This window comes from Marinobacter sp. L-13, from assembly GCF_056857715.1.
Genome location: NZ_JBSXNQ010000058.1, coordinates 1 through 15,740, shown reverse-complemented (window position 1 = coordinate 15,740; position 15,740 = coordinate 1). Strand labels below are relative to the sequence as shown.

General features: G+C 57.8%; 14 protein-coding genes. 8 read left to right on the top strand and 6 right to left on the bottom strand.

What is annotated here, in order from left to right; all coding sequences use genetic code 11:
• Nucleotides 1-12: 12 nt before the first annotated feature.
• The 5 genes from AC13DD_RS12985 (at nucleotide 13) to AC13DD_RS12965 (ending at nucleotide 5,912) form a co-directional block, all read left to right on the top strand.
• The gene (locus AC13DD_RS12985; RefSeq protein WP_482931255.1) at nucleotides 13-786 is read left to right on the top strand and encodes an ABC transporter ATP-binding protein; all 774 of its coding nucleotides are present in this window, start codon (nucleotides 13-15) and stop codon (nucleotides 784-786) included.
• The gene (locus AC13DD_RS12980; protein ID WP_482931254.1) at nucleotides 776-1,711 is read left to right on the top strand and encodes an ABC transporter substrate-binding protein; all 936 of its coding nucleotides are present in this window, start codon (nucleotides 776-778) and stop codon (nucleotides 1,709-1,711) included. Before AC13DD_RS12985 ends, AC13DD_RS12980 begins: the two co-directional genes overlap by 11 nt.
• Nucleotides 1,701-3,731 (top strand): Fe(3+)-hydroxamate ABC transporter permease FhuB, encoded by a 2,031-nt coding sequence (gene fhuB / locus AC13DD_RS12975; protein WP_482931253.1) that lies wholly within the window; start codon nucleotides 1,701-1,703, stop codon nucleotides 3,729-3,731. The genes AC13DD_RS12980 and fhuB overlap by 11 nt, the downstream gene beginning before the upstream one ends.
• Nucleotides 3,718-4,539 (top strand): (2Fe-2S)-binding protein, encoded by an 822-nt coding sequence (locus AC13DD_RS12970; protein WP_062785471.1) that lies wholly within the window; start codon nucleotides 3,718-3,720, stop codon nucleotides 4,537-4,539. The genes fhuB and AC13DD_RS12970 overlap by 14 nt, the downstream gene beginning before the upstream one ends.
• 251 nt (nucleotides 4,540-4,790) lie before the next feature.
• On the top strand, nucleotides 4,791-5,912 hold the full coding sequence (locus AC13DD_RS12965) for a PQQ-dependent sugar dehydrogenase (RefSeq protein ID WP_062785473.1): 1,122 nt from the start codon (nucleotides 4,791-4,793) through the stop codon (nucleotides 5,910-5,912).
• On the opposite strand, the gene AC13DD_RS12960 is transcribed toward AC13DD_RS12965, so the two are convergent.
• Nucleotides 5,906-6,319 (bottom strand): GFA family protein, encoded by a 414-nt coding sequence (locus AC13DD_RS12960; protein WP_405418841.1) that lies wholly within the window; start codon nucleotides 6,317-6,319, stop codon nucleotides 5,906-5,908. The genes AC13DD_RS12965 and AC13DD_RS12960 overlap by 7 nt on opposite strands.
• Nucleotides 6,320-6,440: 121 nt before the next feature.
• On the opposite strand from AC13DD_RS12960, the gene dkgB reads away from it, so the two are divergent.
• A complete protein-coding gene (gene dkgB, locus AC13DD_RS12955) occupies nucleotides 6,441-7,250 on the top strand; it encodes a 2,5-didehydrogluconate reductase DkgB (protein WP_405418840.1) in 810 nt (269 codons plus the stop codon).
• Here dkgB and AC13DD_RS12950 read toward each other — a convergent pair.
• The 4 genes from AC13DD_RS12950 to AC13DD_RS12935 form a co-directional block, all read right to left on the bottom strand.
• Nucleotides 7,219-7,896 carry a hypothetical protein gene (locus tag AC13DD_RS12950; RefSeq protein ID WP_405418838.1) on the bottom strand — a complete coding sequence of 226 codons (678 nt, stop codon included), beginning with the start codon at nucleotides 7,894-7,896 and terminating at the stop codon, nucleotides 7,219-7,221. The genes dkgB and AC13DD_RS12950 overlap by 32 nt on opposite strands.
• Complete coding sequence (locus AC13DD_RS12945; protein ID WP_104270196.1) at nucleotides 7,893-8,828, bottom strand: aldo/keto reductase; 936 nt, start codon at nucleotides 8,826-8,828, stop codon at nucleotides 7,893-7,895. The genes AC13DD_RS12950 and AC13DD_RS12945 overlap by 4 nt, the downstream gene beginning before the upstream one ends.
• 192 nt (nucleotides 8,829-9,020) lie before the next feature.
• On the bottom strand, nucleotides 9,021-9,791 hold the full coding sequence (locus tag AC13DD_RS12940; RefSeq protein ID WP_053115543.1) for a glutathione S-transferase N-terminal domain-containing protein: 771 nt from the start codon (nucleotides 9,789-9,791) through the stop codon (nucleotides 9,021-9,023).
• A gap of 32 nt (nucleotides 9,792-9,823) precedes the next feature.
• Entirely contained in the window at nucleotides 9,824-10,297 is a 474-nt protein-coding gene (locus tag AC13DD_RS12935) for a sterol desaturase family protein (RefSeq protein ID WP_041645015.1), read from the bottom strand.
• Nucleotides 10,298-10,626: 329 nt separating this feature from the next.
• On the opposite strand from AC13DD_RS12935, the gene dacB reads away from it, so the two are divergent.
• A complete protein-coding gene (gene dacB / locus AC13DD_RS12930; protein ID WP_405418835.1) occupies nucleotides 10,627-12,183 on the top strand; it encodes a D-alanyl-D-alanine carboxypeptidase/D-alanyl-D-alanine endopeptidase in 1,557 nt (518 codons plus the stop codon).
• 64 nt (nucleotides 12,184-12,247) lie between these two features.
• On the opposite strand, the gene AC13DD_RS12925 is transcribed toward dacB, so the two are convergent.
• Nucleotides 12,248-13,348 (bottom strand): fasciclin domain-containing protein, encoded by a 1,101-nt coding sequence (locus AC13DD_RS12925; RefSeq protein WP_227497873.1) that lies wholly within the window; start codon nucleotides 13,346-13,348, stop codon nucleotides 12,248-12,250.
• Nucleotides 13,349-14,166: 818 nt separating this feature from the next.
• Here AC13DD_RS12925 and ltrA point away from each other — a divergent pair.
• Entirely contained in the window at nucleotides 14,167-15,690 is a 1,524-nt protein-coding gene (ltrA, locus tag AC13DD_RS12920; RefSeq protein ID WP_482931252.1) for a group II intron reverse transcriptase/maturase, read from the top strand.
• Nucleotides 15,691-15,740 lie beyond the last annotated feature (50 nt).

Below are 15,740 nucleotides of genomic sequence, written 5' to 3'. Positions count from 1 at the left end.
TCGGGAGCCTGCATGCCTGTTTTCTTCGACGTTTCCAATCTTGATGTCCGCATTGGCGACACCACCATACTTCAGAACCTGAACCTCGGTTTCGGTGAGGGTGAGGTAACAGCCCTGCTCGGGCACAACGGCTCCGGCAAGTCCACTCTGCTCAAGGTGCTTGCCCGCCAGCTTGCACCCTCAACCGGCAATGTCCGGCTTCTGGGCAAATCCTTCCGGAACACGGGTGCACGGGAATTTGCCCGCAATGTGGGCTACCTGCCCCAGCATCCGCCGGGAACCGACGGTTTGACGGTTCGCGAGCTGGTTGCCCTGGGGCGCTACCCCTGGCGCGGACCGCTGGGACGCTATAACGAGGAAGACCACCGGCTGATCACCCGGGCCATTGAGGACACCGGACTCGGCCAGTTCCAGCATCGCTCTGTCGACACGCTCTCCGGTGGTGAACGCCAGCGCGCGTGGATTGCCATGCTGCTGGCCCAGCAAACACGATGCCTGCTGCTGGATGAGCCCATATCCGCCCTGGATGTGAAACATCAGGTGGAAACCCTGCGTCTGGTGCATCGTCTCGCCGAGCAGCGGGATCTTACGGTTATCGTGGTGCTGCACGACGTGGATCTGGCGGCCCGGTTCTGCGACCGTCTGGTCGCTCTGAAATCCGGGCAACTGGTTGCCGATGGCAGCCCCCGGGACATCATGGATTCCGGCACCCTGGAATCCATATATGGCGTGCCCATGGGCGTGATGGAGCGCGCGCCCGGACAGTGGGTCTCCTATGTTCACTAGGTCTGAACGCTGCTGGCGATACGGCGCGGCGCTGCTGCTGAGTCTGCTGCCGGTCTTTGCCGGCGCTGCAAGCTGGCACCACGAACAGGGCACCCTGACCCTGAACAAGACTCCGGAACGCGTGATCGCTCTCAACTGGGCCGCCACCGAGGCGCTTTTGTTACTCGGTGTCACGCCCATCGGCGTTGCCGATCGGGATGGCTATAACGTCTGGGTCAGGGAACCAGAACTGCCAGAGGGAGTCGCCAACATCGGCACCCGCGTCGCGCCAAGTCTGGAAGCCATTGCCGAGCTCAAACCGGATTTGATCGTCACCAGCTCCGAGATGGCGCCCGCATCCAACCTGTTAGAGCGCATTGCGCCCACCTATGTTGTCAGCGTTTACAAGCAGGGCTCCCGACCGTTCGAAAAGGCCAGCGGTATGCTTACAACTCTCGGTGAGATGCTGAACCGGGAGGAACGCGCAAAGTCAGTTCTTAACGACATTGACCAGACGCTTCAGACCCAACGCCGTCGTCTTGAAAATGCCGGCCTCACCGAACGACCGGTAGCACTCGTAAACTTTCTGGACGACCGCCACGTTCGCGTATACGCACCCAACGGCCTTTTCCAGAGTGCCCTGGACGCCCTTGGCCTTGAGAACGCCTGGCCGCATACCGGGAATTACTGGGGGTTCTCGGTCGTCGGGCTTGAAGCAATTGCGCCCTATCAGGACAGCCGGATTGTGGTGATTTCTCCGACCCTGCCCGGGTTGTCTGACACCCTGGCCAACAGCCCTTTCTGGACTTATCTGCCACCGGTTCAACGCAATCAGGTGTACCAGATTGATCCGGTCTGGCCGTTTGGCGGGGTATTCCCGGTCAAGCGACTGGCGACACTACTTGCCGAAGGCCTGCTGGCAGGAGGATCAGACAATGTACGCTGAAACCGCCAACCACCCGGTCGCAAAACCTTCCTTGCCAGCAAGGCTACCTGCGGCGGCAGCACTGATCTGGTGTGGCGCATTTCTCGCGAGCGCGGCACCCTGGCTTGGTCAGCTCAACCCGGGCGCTCTCATCGCCGCCTTCTGGACGTTTGAGGGCAGCGATTACGCTTCGGTACTGGCCCATTACAGCTGGGCCCCCCGGGTCGCCATTGCGGTCCTCATTGGCTTTGGTCTTGGTCTCGCCGGCGCGGTTACCCAACAGATCCTTGGTAACCCTCTCGCCTCCCCCACAACCCTGGGCGTGGAGGCAGGCGGCCAGTTCGGTATAACGGTGGCGACCATGTTCTTTCCCGGCCTGCTCGCCTTCAGTCCAGACCTTGTGGCGGTTTCCGGCGGGCTACTGGCCATCGGGCTGGTCATCGCGCTCACCTGGCGCCTGGGCTTTTCACCGGTCACCGTGATACTGGCCGGGCTTGTTGTCACCTTTTTCCTGGGCGCCGTAAACATGGCGTTCTTGTTACTCAAAGGCGAATGGCTGGGGAACCTGTTTATCTGGGGCGCGGGTTCGCTGGTCCAGAACAACTGGCAACCGTTTATGGAACTCTGGCCCCGGGTGCTGGTGCTGGGCGTATTCATGGTCCTGTTGATGCGCCCGCTGCAGGTCATGCAACTGGGGCAAACCTCCGCCCGGTCCCTCGGTGCCAAGGTCGGTCTGATTCGGGTGCTGGCGCTATTTCTGGTGGTCCTGATGAGTGCTACCGTCGTCAGCCGGGTCGGTGTCGTGGCCTTTATCGGTCTTGCGGCACCGGTGCTGGCAAGGCTCCTGGGCGCTCGCACCCTCTCTGAGCGCCTGATCTGGAGCAGTCTCCTGGGCGCGGGTCTGCTGTTGCTGGCAGATACCCTCGCCCATTGGGCATCCACCTGGGGCGACGGATCGCTGGTGCCAACCGGCACGACCACCGCCCTGATCGGCGGGCCGATTATCCTGCTGGCCCTGCAGGGTTTGAAGAACACCCATCATATGCCAGGGCAGGATGACAGCCCCGCCGGTTTCCTGCCAAAGAGGCGCTCTATTTTCCTGACTGCTGGGGTCATAGCGGCTCTTCTGCTGGCCACCATCGTAATCTCCATGGGGTGGTCTCCGGGACTGGACGAATGGAGCTGGACTCCGACCGCCCAGTGGCACGAGGCGTGGGTCTGGCGCGGCCCCAGATTACTGGCCGCCATTCTTGCCGGCTTGGCCCTCGGCCTTGCGGGCACACTGATCCAGCGTATGACCGGCAATCCCATGGCCAGCCCGGAAATGCTCGGCATCAGCGGCGGCGCGGCGGTGGTCATGGTCTTGATCGTTCTGTTCGGTGCCGATATTGGCCGCGCAGGACAGCTGGGCGCAGCTACCCTGGGCGCTGCGGCTGCCCTGGGTTTGCTGATCATGCTTGCCCGCAAGCACCGGTTTGCCGGCAACCAGCTCCTGCTTGGCGGGCTCGCGTTATACGTGTTCATGGACGCGGGCCTTCGCCTGGTCATGGCTTCCGGTGGCACGGTCGCCTCGCAGCTTCTCAACTGGATGTACGGGTCCACCTGGCTGGTTTCAGAAGTCGAAGCCCTGGGGCTTTTGGCACTCATTGTGCTGATTTCGGCCGGCCTCCTGGTGATTATCCGGCCCCTGAGCATTCTTCCCCTGGGAGAAACATCGGCCAGTTCATTGGGCTTGCCGGTGACGAAAGTCCGTCTGATGTTGCTTCTGTTGGCAGCGCTGCTGACCGCTTCGGCGACGGTCGTGATCGGCCCACTGAGTTTTGTGGGCCTTATTGCACCCCACCTGGCCCGTGTTCTGGGCCAGCAGACCGTTGGGCGGCAGCTCGTTGTTGCTGCCCTTGCCGGCGGTCTTCTGCTCGGCATGGCAGACTACCTGTCCAGGATTGTGGTTTACCCCAACCAGCTTCCGGCGGGACTTCTGGCAGCTCTGGTCGGTGGCCTGTATTTCCTCTGGGGGCTGAGTCGCCATGGCAGAGCCTGAGCGTAACCCGGGAGTCGGTCCCCGGGGTCGGGAATACTACCGTCTGCTGAGTCAGTCAGGGCTGGATGGTGAAACAGTTCTTGCCGAGGCTCTCCAAACGCAAGCTGGTGCGCGAAGCGGCCTCTTTTCTCTGGCCCAGTGCCTGGAGCAACCGTCGCTACTGCTCAGCCAGGTTGGCATCGAATACCCTGACAACGCCGGGCCCCGGGCCGTGCGCGCGTTTGTTTCTGTGCTTCAGCAGGATCTGGCGCTCAGCGTGATTGCGCCGCTGACCCTGAGGCTGTTCCGCGACGGCCACGCGCCTTTACCGGACGCCAAACGAATATTCCTGGCTCCGGCCGACCATCCGAAACAAACCGTATCCCGTTGGTTTCAGCTGCCGGGTGGCGAGGGTGTTAATGAAGAAACGTTTGTCAGGTCAGCAGGAGCTCTGACAGCTGAGTGGTACCCTGTCTTCCGGCGCCAGTTGGGAGTCAGCCCGGGCGCCTACTGGAGCAGTACAGGTCTTGGACTGGGGGCGCCGTTTTCAGCCGTGTGGAACCGGGTCGAACCGCAAGCGCTTTGCCAATTGGCGCAAGGCTGGCTGGAGCAATTTCAAAACGATGCAAACCAGTTTATTGACTGGATTCCTGCGGTGTTCGGTGAGCAGGCCACGGCAATCCCCCAGCGAAAGGGGTGTTGCCTGAAATACCTGCTGCCGGAGGGCGGTTACTGCGGTACCTGTGGCGTACATCGCAAGGAACGATTCGCCGCTCTCATGCCCCAAGAGCGGACGACAACACCAGGCCGATGGCAGCCAGGCCAATAAGCACACCGGCCACTGCCGCCAGTTTCAACCCTTCGATCATTTCCTGTTCGGGTGCCATTCCTTTTTCTCCCGTTTGAGGTGAAGCCAGTGGCCCTTACTTTATTGCGAATCATTATTATTTTCAATAGAAGGCCACTGATCTGTAATCCAAAGGAAGCCCTATACTCTGGGTAATGGGACACGCTTCGGCGAAGCCCGCTTTAACTGCTACTCTCAATGTTCACACGGCACCGGTAGGAACGGAGGCTCCAATGGGTATACTCAAACACCTTGTACTGACAGGAAGTTTAATGCTGGTTGCCGTTACCAGCATGGCAAACCCGACCTTTTCCTCCGACAAAACCGATTTCCGGCTCGAGACCATTGCACAAGGCCTCGAGCATCCCTGGAGCCTGGCGTTCCTGCCGGATGGCTCCATGCTGGTGACGGAGCGGGAAGGACAGCTGCGAATGATCCGTAACGGTGCGCTGTTGAGCACCCCTATCAGCGGGCTACCAGAGCTCGTGGTATCCGGCCAGGGCGGGCTGCTGGACGTGATTCTGCACCCGGATTTCGAACAGAATCAGATTCTGTTCCTGAGCTATGCCCATCGAAACCGGGACGGCATGACCACCCGCGTGGCACGCGCCCGACTGGACAGAGAGCGCCTTACCGGCGTTGACGTCATCTTTGAAGCGCTACCCCGCTCGAACACCAGCAGGCACTTTGCAGGTCGGATGGAATTTGATCGGGAAGGCAATCTTTACATCTCCGTTGGAGACCGCGGCGAGATGGACCGGGCCCAGGACAATGGTGATGATGCCGGTGGCGTTCACCGAATTACGACTGACGGCGGTCCCGCGCCCGGCAATCCTTTCCTCGACACCAGCGGCGTTAACGATACCTTCTATACAACCGGTAACCGCAATATCCAGGGCATGACGATCCACCCGGAAACGGGCGAAATATGGAGCCACGAACATGGTCCCCGAGGTGGCGACGAAATCAACATCATCCGGGCAGGAACCGATTACGGATGGCCGACAATTACCTTCGGCATCGACTATTCTGGCCTGCCCATCACTGACGAGACCGAAAAGGAAGGCATGGCCCAGCCACTTCATTACTGGGATCCGTCCATTGCGCCATCTGGCATGGCGTTTTATACCGGTGACCTGTTCCCGGAATGGCAGGGGGATCTGTTCGTGGGAGCACTCAAAATGCGCAAGCTGGTTCGCCTGCGCATTCAGGATGGCAAAGTGACAGAAGAGGAAGATCTGCTGACCGATCTCGGCGAGCGTATTCGTGACGTACGCATGGGCCCTGACGGCGCCCTGTGGTTACTGACAGATTCACCAAGGGGCAAGGTCTATCGGATGGTACCGCTTCAGTGAGGATCGTTGGTTCGTTCAGTCTTTTCGAACTGTGGCAGCTCGTCGGTAATATCGAACCAGTCGGATTTTGAGCCCACAAACACATGTTGGGCCGGCCCCTTGCCCAGGGGTTCGTTGATACAGCCAACCCGCAGACGCAGTATGCCGGGGATGGCGTCAACACGGCTGTAAAGCTGGCTGCCGCAACGGCTGCAGAAGCCCCGGTACTTGCCGGGACGCGATTCGAACTCGGTAATCCTGTCTTCGCCGGTTACGAACCGGAACCTCACCTTCTGCACCGGCGCGCTGGCCGAGAACGCGCTACCGTGGGCGCGCCGGCACTGGCTGCAGTGGCACAGGGCAACCGGGCCGATAGGGCCATCGTATTCAAAACAGATATCGCCACACAGGCAACGACCGGTGTACATGGTGCGGGCCTCACTGGTTCGGCTCAGAGGTTGATTCAGGCGCGATGATACCCGGCGACCACTTGAAGAACCAGTCTGCCGGCACCACTTTAAGAACACACTACTCGCTAAGGAGGACATTATGTCATTCAGCGCACTTCCGAAGATCGGCATGGGAACGTTCCGGCTCAAGGGCAACGACGCCCGTGATGCCGTCAAGAGCGCCCTGTCCCTGGGCTACCGCCATATCGATACTGCCCAGATGTATGGAAACGAAGCTGAAGTTGGTGATGGCATTACCTCCAGTGGTATTCCGCGCCGGGAAATTTTCCTGACCACCAAAATCTGGCACGACCAGCTGCACGCGAGTGACCTGATCAACAGCCTCCATGACAGCCTCGCACGGCTCAAAACCGACCATGTGGATCTGGCGCTGATCCACTGGCCATCGCCCGGTGACGAAGTGCCCATGAAGGAGTATCTGGGTGCCTTGAGGGATGCCCAGCGCGAGGGTCTGGCAGAACACATCGGCATTTCGAACTTTACCTGTGCCCAGATGGATGAGGCAAAAGCCATACTTGGCGACACGCCCATCTTCACCAACCAGGTAGAAGTGCATCCGTTCCTGGCCAACCGCAAGGTGGTGGACCATTCCAGGAAGCTTGGCATTACCGTGACCGGCTATATGCCGCTGGCAGTCGGAAAGGTGATGGAGGACGAAACTCTGCAGCGCATTGCCGCTGAGAGAAACCTGACGCCGGCCCAGGTGGCTATTGCCTGGGTGGCATCGAGAGGCGTTGTGCCGATCCCCTCCTCAACACGGCCCGGCCACCAGAAGGCTAACCTGGAGGCGCTGGAGGTTGAATTGAGCGAGGAGGAAATCCACGCGATTGACGAACTGGACCGTAACGAACGCATCGCTAATCCGGACTTTGCGCCGTCGTGGGACTGAGCCAGAACCCGGCTCCAACCAGCAAGAGCGTAGTCACCGGGGCGACAAGCAACCACCAGGTCTGAAGCACCCATAAGAGGGCGGCACTGAACAGACTCCACAACACCAGCAGCGGCAGGTAGACCCAGCGCCAGGTCCTGGTCACGAGTGCCAGAGCGAGCGCGCCGGCAGCTGCGGTGGTGCCGGGTGCTACGCCAAACAATCCGACGGCCTCCCACTGGCCGGAATCAGCCATTGCCAACCAGGGCAAGACACAGACAGCAAGCAGCCAGAGTACGGCAAGTCTTCCGATCGCTAGCCTGCTGTCATGAACGCCGCCTGAAAACACGGCAGCCGCAAGCAACGCGCCCTGGGCCACGAAGGCCCACCCAAACCACGCCGCCGGCCAGTTAATGGGGCCGAAATAGCCCACCAGAAACCCGTAACCGCTGACTATCCAGGCAAGCGACATCAGGCCGACGGCCAAACGCCGTGCCGCCCTGTTCTGTCTGGAGATCAGCACCGGTATAAAAATAGCGATCACTACCGCCAGCAACTGCCAGGGCCATAGATCCTGGTTGATCCGGACAAACAGCCGCAGAAACACCTGCGGCCCGAACATCACAAAATCCTGTAGCGAGTAGCTCAGCCAATCAGCCCCACTCACAGCGACCTCACGTAACCCGCCATCCGCTGGCGCTGGCTGGCATCAGGCAATGTACCGTACATCGCCCCCATGTTTTCCTTCATGTGCTCGACCTTACTGGTCGCCGGAATGGCACAGGTCACCGCCGGGTGGGAAATAATGTACTTGAGGAAAAACTCCGCCCAGTTGCCAACACCGGCCTCCCCGGCCCAATCGGGCAGTGGCTCCGACTGGAATCGCCGAAACAGCGAACCGCCCTGGAATGGACGATTGACGATCACCCCGATTCCGCGCTCCTGGGCCAATGGCAGCAGCCGGTCCTCAACCTCCCGGTCCAGAACGTTGTAGGTCAGCTGCACAAAATCCAGAGGCTCCCGCTCCATAATCTGCGCGAATTCCCGATGCCGGCGACCATGGGATGTGGTGATGCCGATATACCGAACCTCACCGTTCGCCCTCATCTGCTTGAGCGTTTCAAGATGCCCCTGCCACCCCAACAGATTGTGCACCTGCAACAAATCGAACCGGTCAACGCCCCAACGCCTGCTCGAACGCGCCGCCTCCGCCCGGGTTGCTGATTCATCGCCGGTCCAGATCTTGGTAGCTGCAAAAATCCGGTCGTGGCCGTCCAGAGCGTTCAGCGCCTCGCCCATTACATCTGCAGCGCTGCCATACATCGGCGAGCCATCGACCACCGTGCCGCCGAGCTCGAAAAAGGTTTTCAAAACCTCAGTGCGCTGGGTGATTAATTGTTCGTCACCACCAACGTTGAAGGTGATCCAGGTGCCCATACCGATTGCAGGGATGGATTCGTCTGTGCCGGGAATCCGGCGCATGGTGGGAGATAATGCAGTGCTTCCCGATGTGTTTGCGAACAGCATCGGGGCTTTGAGAGCAATTCCGGCGAGGCCGGAACTGATCAGGAACTTCCTTCGAGTAATCTGATTCGCCATAGCGCCCCCACTGACAGAAATTTCAGTGCGAATAGCATGATGCTCAAACAGCGCGGGTGGGTCATCCCTTCTCCAGACCGTGGAGGGCCACGGATGGCCCGACCGAGCCTACATGGAAGTATTTACGGCGTGTCTGGAGAAGGGATGACCCACCCGGGCGGCAGCTACATGGCTGACAGTCTTACCAACAACTCAGTTCCCGTAGTGGGCATCAAGATATTTCAGAATACGGGCAGACTCGAACAGGCCTTCCCCGGTATTGGGGTCTTCAAGATAGGGCACCTGAACCCGCTTGTGCACCTGGAAAAACGCATCCCGCTTGCCACCGGGAATCGGCGTATAAGGCCCCGGCTTGATGCGCTGCTTCGCTGGCCCGATCTCTGTCCAGTGCTCCTTCCCGAGGTTGTGCAAGGTATACGGAATTTCCAGCTCGCACAGCCGCTCACGCACCAAACGTGAAAACGGGCTCCCCTCGAAACTCCAGAGGTGCAACGGCTGCTCCGGCCGCTTGCCCTGGCTGACCCTCAGCCCCCGCATGGCGCTGGTTACCGAGGCTACAGAGCCCAGGACCGGCTGCCAGACCCGACCACGATAGTAGGACGGTACCGACCGGCCGGCATATTGCCGGAACAGATACTCGATGATCTCCTCGGATTCGTACATGACCGTGCCCGTGTTCTGGTCCGCCAGCAAAGGGAACTGTTGGCGGCCTCCCAGCGCTTCCGCCTGGGCCCGGAAAACCGACCCGCCCTTCGGGCAGGGCCGGATTTCCACATCCAGATTAAGGGCAGTCAGGGCTTCACGAACGCGACGGCAGTACGGACAGCCTTCCATGTCATAGAGCACGATCGGCTTTTCCGGCTGGGGAACATTTTTTACCACCAGGCAACCACGCCAGGCAGTGAGCGACGATGTGGCGACCGAGCCCAGCACGTGGACGTTATGAGAAAGCATATTCGACATAAACAAACCTTTTTTTGGAGACCACGCCATTATCACGCAATCTGACGATTTTCCATTGGCTCCCGGGTACCCATGATGTGATCAAACCAGGGTTTGGTCACGCACCAGTTGGCATTGGGGTTGGGTCCCATATGATGATCATAGTGCCAGGGCAAGTTCTTTCTCGCCCATTCCGGGTCCAGATGTGAGCGCTTATGTACCCGGTAGTAATTCCAGGCGCTGTAGTAGAGAGTACCCACAAAAAAGGGTGCGAATGGCAGCAGCGGGGTGACTGCTGCAGCCCCCGCAACGAGGGCAGCCACCTCCTTGGTTTGGGCATTCCAGGTCAGGGGCGGTCTGCGATAGTCGTCATCCAGGAAGCCATTTCGCCGGACATTTCGGTGATGATCGTGCCAGTGAAACGACCAGAAACTTGCCCGGTTCCGGCCCAGCTCATGAAGAACGTGTTTATGGAATACCCATTCCACGCCATTGGCGGTCAAAAGACCCAGTGGAATACCAATCATGGTGTCCTCCTTTTATTGTTTTCGGAACACTTGGTTACACATTCATCAGGAAACGCCTTTTTGGCCGCGAGTTCCATGACTCAAACGCCGGAAAAAGCACCCATAAATCCGATAGAAAAGTCATTGACAACCCGAAGGTTAATTTTTATCCACCTAACTCCATGATTCGCAAGGGCACTTACATCGCGTCACAAAAGTTCAATACAAACAACGACACTACTGCCATTTTTTAACGTCATGTAGAGCTTTTCTGCATAGTACAAACCGGCAGGATGGGCTATTGTTGGACTATAGGAACTCACTGGATAGCGATCATGGTAGCCCCGGGTATGCGGCGTTCTGAAAGTAGAGAAAAAACAGGTTCTGGATTCAGACGGTCTCTTTTGGCATCCCTCACGGCCCTTGCCGTGATTACCACCCCGTCCGTTGTGGTCGCCGAAGACGATAATTCCGGTTTCTCGGGAAATCGCCTCTGGACGAACCAGCTTCAGGATTACGCGCTCAAGTCCCTCCAAAATGAAGACGCCATGAGCATGGCCGCCATTCCGCTGAATGGGCCCGGCATCAATCAGTACATCAATGCCGATGCGCTGATGAGCCCCGGTTCCATCATGAAGCTGGTGACAACCTTTGCGGCGCTGGAGGTTCTCGGGCCCAACCACCATTGGGATACCGATTTCCTGACCGACGGTGTCATGGTCGGCGACACTCTCAAGGGTAATCTCTACGTCCGCTTCGGAGGCGATCCCAAGCTCACTATTGAACGCCTCTGGACCACACTGGGTGAGCTTCGCAGCATGGGAATTACCAGAATTGAGGGCGACCTGATTCTTGATGGCACCTACTTTCAGGTAGACGGTGGTTTTCCTGCGTTCGAAGACAACGGCGATAACCCCCACGCGCCCTTCCTGGTAGAACCTTCCGCCTACCTGACCAATCTGAACCTGATGCACTTCCAGGTGCGCGCCGACGAGCGCGGCACCCAGGCCTGGAGCACGCCTTCCCTGGGCGAAGTGGTCATCGACAACCGCGTGGTTGCCACCGCCGAGGGCCCCTGCCCGTCGCGACGAAACTTCGAATGGGAGCCCATAATTCATGAAGACCATCGGGTGACTGTGCGGGTAACCGGCGAGCTGCCCCAGGGCTGCCGGAGCACCACCTACCTGTCGCTGCTGCCCCATGAGCAGTACAGCGCCTCGTTGATCCGTTCCTTGCTGGCAGACCTCGGGGTCGTGGTCTCGGGCGGCGATCTGAACGGAGTCACGCCGGAAGATGCACGGCTGGTGATGAAAACCACCTCGCCAGACCTGGTAACCATGGTGAGAGACATCAACAAGTGGAGCAGCAACGTCATGGCGCGCCAGCTGCTGCTCACCATTGGCGCCGAGAACCGCCTGGAAGATGAGAACGATGACCGGGTTGCCGGCATTCGTGTGATCTATGACTGGCTCGAAGACAAAGGCATTAACACCGCCGGCATGGTGATCGACAACGGCGCCGGTCTCACCCGACACGGCCGCATTACCGCCCGCCAGGGCGCACAGATCCTGCAACATGCCTGGAACAGCTCTTACTCGGCAGACCTGATGGCCTCCATGCCCATTATTGCGATGGATGGAACCATGGCACGCCGCCTGCGCAATACCGGCATGGACGGCGAAGGGCGCATAAAGACGGGTTATCTGGAAAACGTAAGGTCGATCGCCGGATTCACCCGCGACTCAAATAACACCACCTGGGCCGTCGTAGGCATGGTCAATAATGATCCGGCCTGGAATGGCCAGGCCGTGCTGGACCGGATTCTGTATTCGCTGCATTTCCGGCCGCCGACCGGGACTGCGATTTCACATGCATCTTCCGGCACTTCTGATACCAGTATTCAATAAAAAAGCCGGCTGAAACAGCCGGCCCAGCAGTCATGCTTTGAGCAACGAAACAATGCTTCGACTACTAGTCGACTGCAAAAATCACTTTGTCGATCACATGAATCACGCCGTTGGACGCCTCAACTTGGGCTTCGGTGACGTTGCTGCCCTCGATAACCAGAGCGTTGTTTTGTATATCAACGTTCAAAGTGGTGCCAGCCAGGTTCGCTACCGTACCGCCATTCGAAGCGTATGCCGTGAGAGAGTCTATCGTTGTTCCGAGAATATGTTGCTCGAGAATGCCTGGCAGATCTGGGCTGGCAAGCAATTGCTCTGCCGTAAGACCCTGATCAGCTAACAACGTTGCAAAGGCGGCATCTGTTGGCGCGAACACAGTCAAGGCCGCATCCGGGTCCGAGGCTGCAGCGACCAGATCGGTAGCGCCCATTCTTCCGCTTGCTTCTAGGAGTGCATCTAGCAGAATTGTGAACTCAGCATCTTGTTCAGCGTTTGCGAGCGCCGTTACGATCTCCGCAATCGTTGAATCTGTATCACTGAGATCGCTCGGTGGGGGAAGAAGTACTTTGTCGATTAGGTGAATAACACCATTAGTCGCATCGACATCAGTTACCGTTACTCGAGAGGTGTTTACGTATAATACGTTTTCACCACTTTCCTCAGAAATTGAAAGCGCGACGTCTTTACCGTTCACTGTTGGAACGAGACTTTCTGCAGGAGCGTTTTGAGCGACGCTAATAGCAGAGTCTGCCTTCACTTCACCTACTGACGTTGCGAGCACGTGGTAAGGCAGAACCGCGTTTAATAACGCTGTGTTGGCCAACAACTCTTCAGCCGTGATACCCAAGTCATCTAACAGAGCTTGAAAGGCAGCGTCTGTCGGCGCGAACACGGTTAACTCGTCATCTCCACCAAGTAGTTCAGCGATAGTCGGGTCTGCTGCAAGAACGGCCTCTTCAAGGATCGTCGTGTTTTCATTTTCAACGGCGATTTCCAGAATAGTTTGCGTTGCAGCATCTGCTGAGTCGTTATCATCGTCATCAAGCCAACACCCGGACAGCATAACACTGCCCGCCAAAACCATCGGTAAAGCGTATTTTGTATTCATTGTTTCAACTCCCCACTTGTAGAGGTTGTTTACCAGGATTTGAGTGGTTCGAACCTGCACAAATTCAGTCCTTGAATCATGCGTCAATGCATGTACGGGGAGTCAGAAAGAACGGATTTGCATCTTTTAACATTTAAGCTTACATCTGTACGCAGTCAGTGAAGTCTGCGAATGGTGAACTCGGTCATCTTCCCGGCAAGCGGAGCGATGAAGGTTACCGTGTGCCCGGAGTCCAGGGCGAGCATGGAAGCTCAAATGGACCACGAGTCTATCTGGAATATTGAACCGGTAATTCAGGAGGAAGTAACCAATCAATCCCACCCACTGTGAGGGTGGTGAGCCTGAGCGGCAGTGACCTGCGGTATGCCCGCAGGGTGATGTAACCCGCTGACAACGGGGATTGAGGCGAGGTCACTAAGCCAAGATGATCCTCAAGGCTGAGTACTGAAAGGCTGAAGAACATGAACCCATTCATCCGCCTCTGTGGGTTGAAATGTCACCACGGCTTACGTGACCTGATAAGCCGTACGGGAAGGTTGGGCAGCATGACGCATAGGCGCTGCCAAACGAAGAAGTCCAAATTGGTAGCTCGGGCTTCGGTTCAGCAGTATCCATCACAGATTGGACTGCTGCTTCCTGTCAACTTGCGGCAAGCAAGGGTAAAGAGTGCGATGGGCAGCCTCCTCAGCATGCTGGAGTCCAGATAGGTAAACCGGGGAAGGTCAATATTGGATGCCAAGGGGGCATGACCCCGATGCCAAGTTGACTGGCGGAGCTCCCGTAGTAGTCCGCGATGGGGAAAGCCCATTACATGGCGAAGGGGAGCAGTTTAAACGTGTTTGCCAAGCAAACTACCTGACCAAACAAGGTGAAGACCTTTGATAATCAGCGAAATGCAACGCAAGCTAGCGACCTGGACAACAACCGACCCCACCCGCCGGGTGGACAGGTTGTTGCGCCTGATAGCACAGCCTGACTGGCTCGCAGAAGCGGCTCGGGTCACTCTGTCTTCCAAAGGGGCAAACACGCCCGGGATAGACGGAGAGATCAAGCTGACTGTGCAGGACAGGCTGCCGGCTATTCTTCAACAGATCAGGAGTGATTTACTCTCCGATGTTTACCAGCCGTTACCGGCCCGAAGGGTGTATATCCCAAAGGCCAACGGCAAGCAACGACCACTGGGTATCCCGACCCTACGCGACCGCATCGTTCAACGGGCCATGTTAATGGCGATGGAGCCCATGTGGGAGAGCGACTTCCATACGCTCTCCTACGGGTTCCGACCGGAGCGGAGCGTTCATCACGCGATCCGTACAGTGAAACTGCAACTGACGGACAATAAGGAAACGCGCGGACGCTGGGTCATTGAAGGGGATCTGTCCAGCTACTTTGATACCGTGCATCACCGGCTTCTGATGAAAGCTGTACGTCGCAGAATCAGGGACCGACGGTTCCTGAACCTTCTCTGGCGATTCATAAAAGCCGGTCATATTGATGCAGGTCTTTTCCGGGCAGCAAGTGAGGGCGTACCTCAGGGCGGTGTTATATCGCCACTGCTATCGAATATCATGTTGCATGAGTTCGATCAGTACCTGAATAGGCGCTACCTCGGCAAAAAGGCCCGAAAGGATCGATGGTACTGGAACCACAGTATCCGAATCGGTCGAAGCTCAGCCATCCGAGAGAACCGACAATGGAAGCCAGCCGTCGCCTACTGCCGCTATGCCGATGACTTTGTGGTTATCGTCAAGGGCACCAAAGCCCAGGCAGAGGCGATTAGAGAAGAATGCCGGGAGATGCTGGAAGGAACTCTCAAGCTGACACTGAACATGGATAAGACCAAGATTACCCATGTGAATGACGGCTTCGTGTTCCTGGGGCATCGCATCATCCGCAAGCGGAGCCGCTATGGCGACATGCGGGTGGTGACGACAATCCCCCGGGATAAGGCACGTAACTTTGCAGCATCTTTAACCGCCAAGCTGTCAGGCAATTATAGTGAAAGCAAAATCGACATGGTCGAATCCATCAACCGAAAGCTGAAAGGCTGGGCGGCGTTCTACCAGTTCGTCGATTACAAAGCGAAAGTCTTCAGCTACATCGATGGTGTCGTGTTCTGGAAACTGGCCCATTGGCTGGGCCGCAAATATCGCTCCCGCCTCAAACCGCTGATGCGTCATTGGTTCAAAGCCCCGGCTTCAGGTCAAAGTAAGACTTGGGTGCTGTATGGCAAAACCAAACAGGGGCTATTCAGTGGCGCCATCCTGTACCGACTCGTCCGTCACGGGAAAAAGCGATTCCGTTGGCCTCTTGCAGAGGGTAATCCCTACCTGAGGACAGAGTCCAGAAACACCTGGACCTCTCGCTTTCCCGAAGTTGCTATGGCCTTCGCCAGCGTTTAAGCGGAGAGCCGGATGCGCTGAAAGGTGCACGTCCGGTTCGGAGAGGAGAG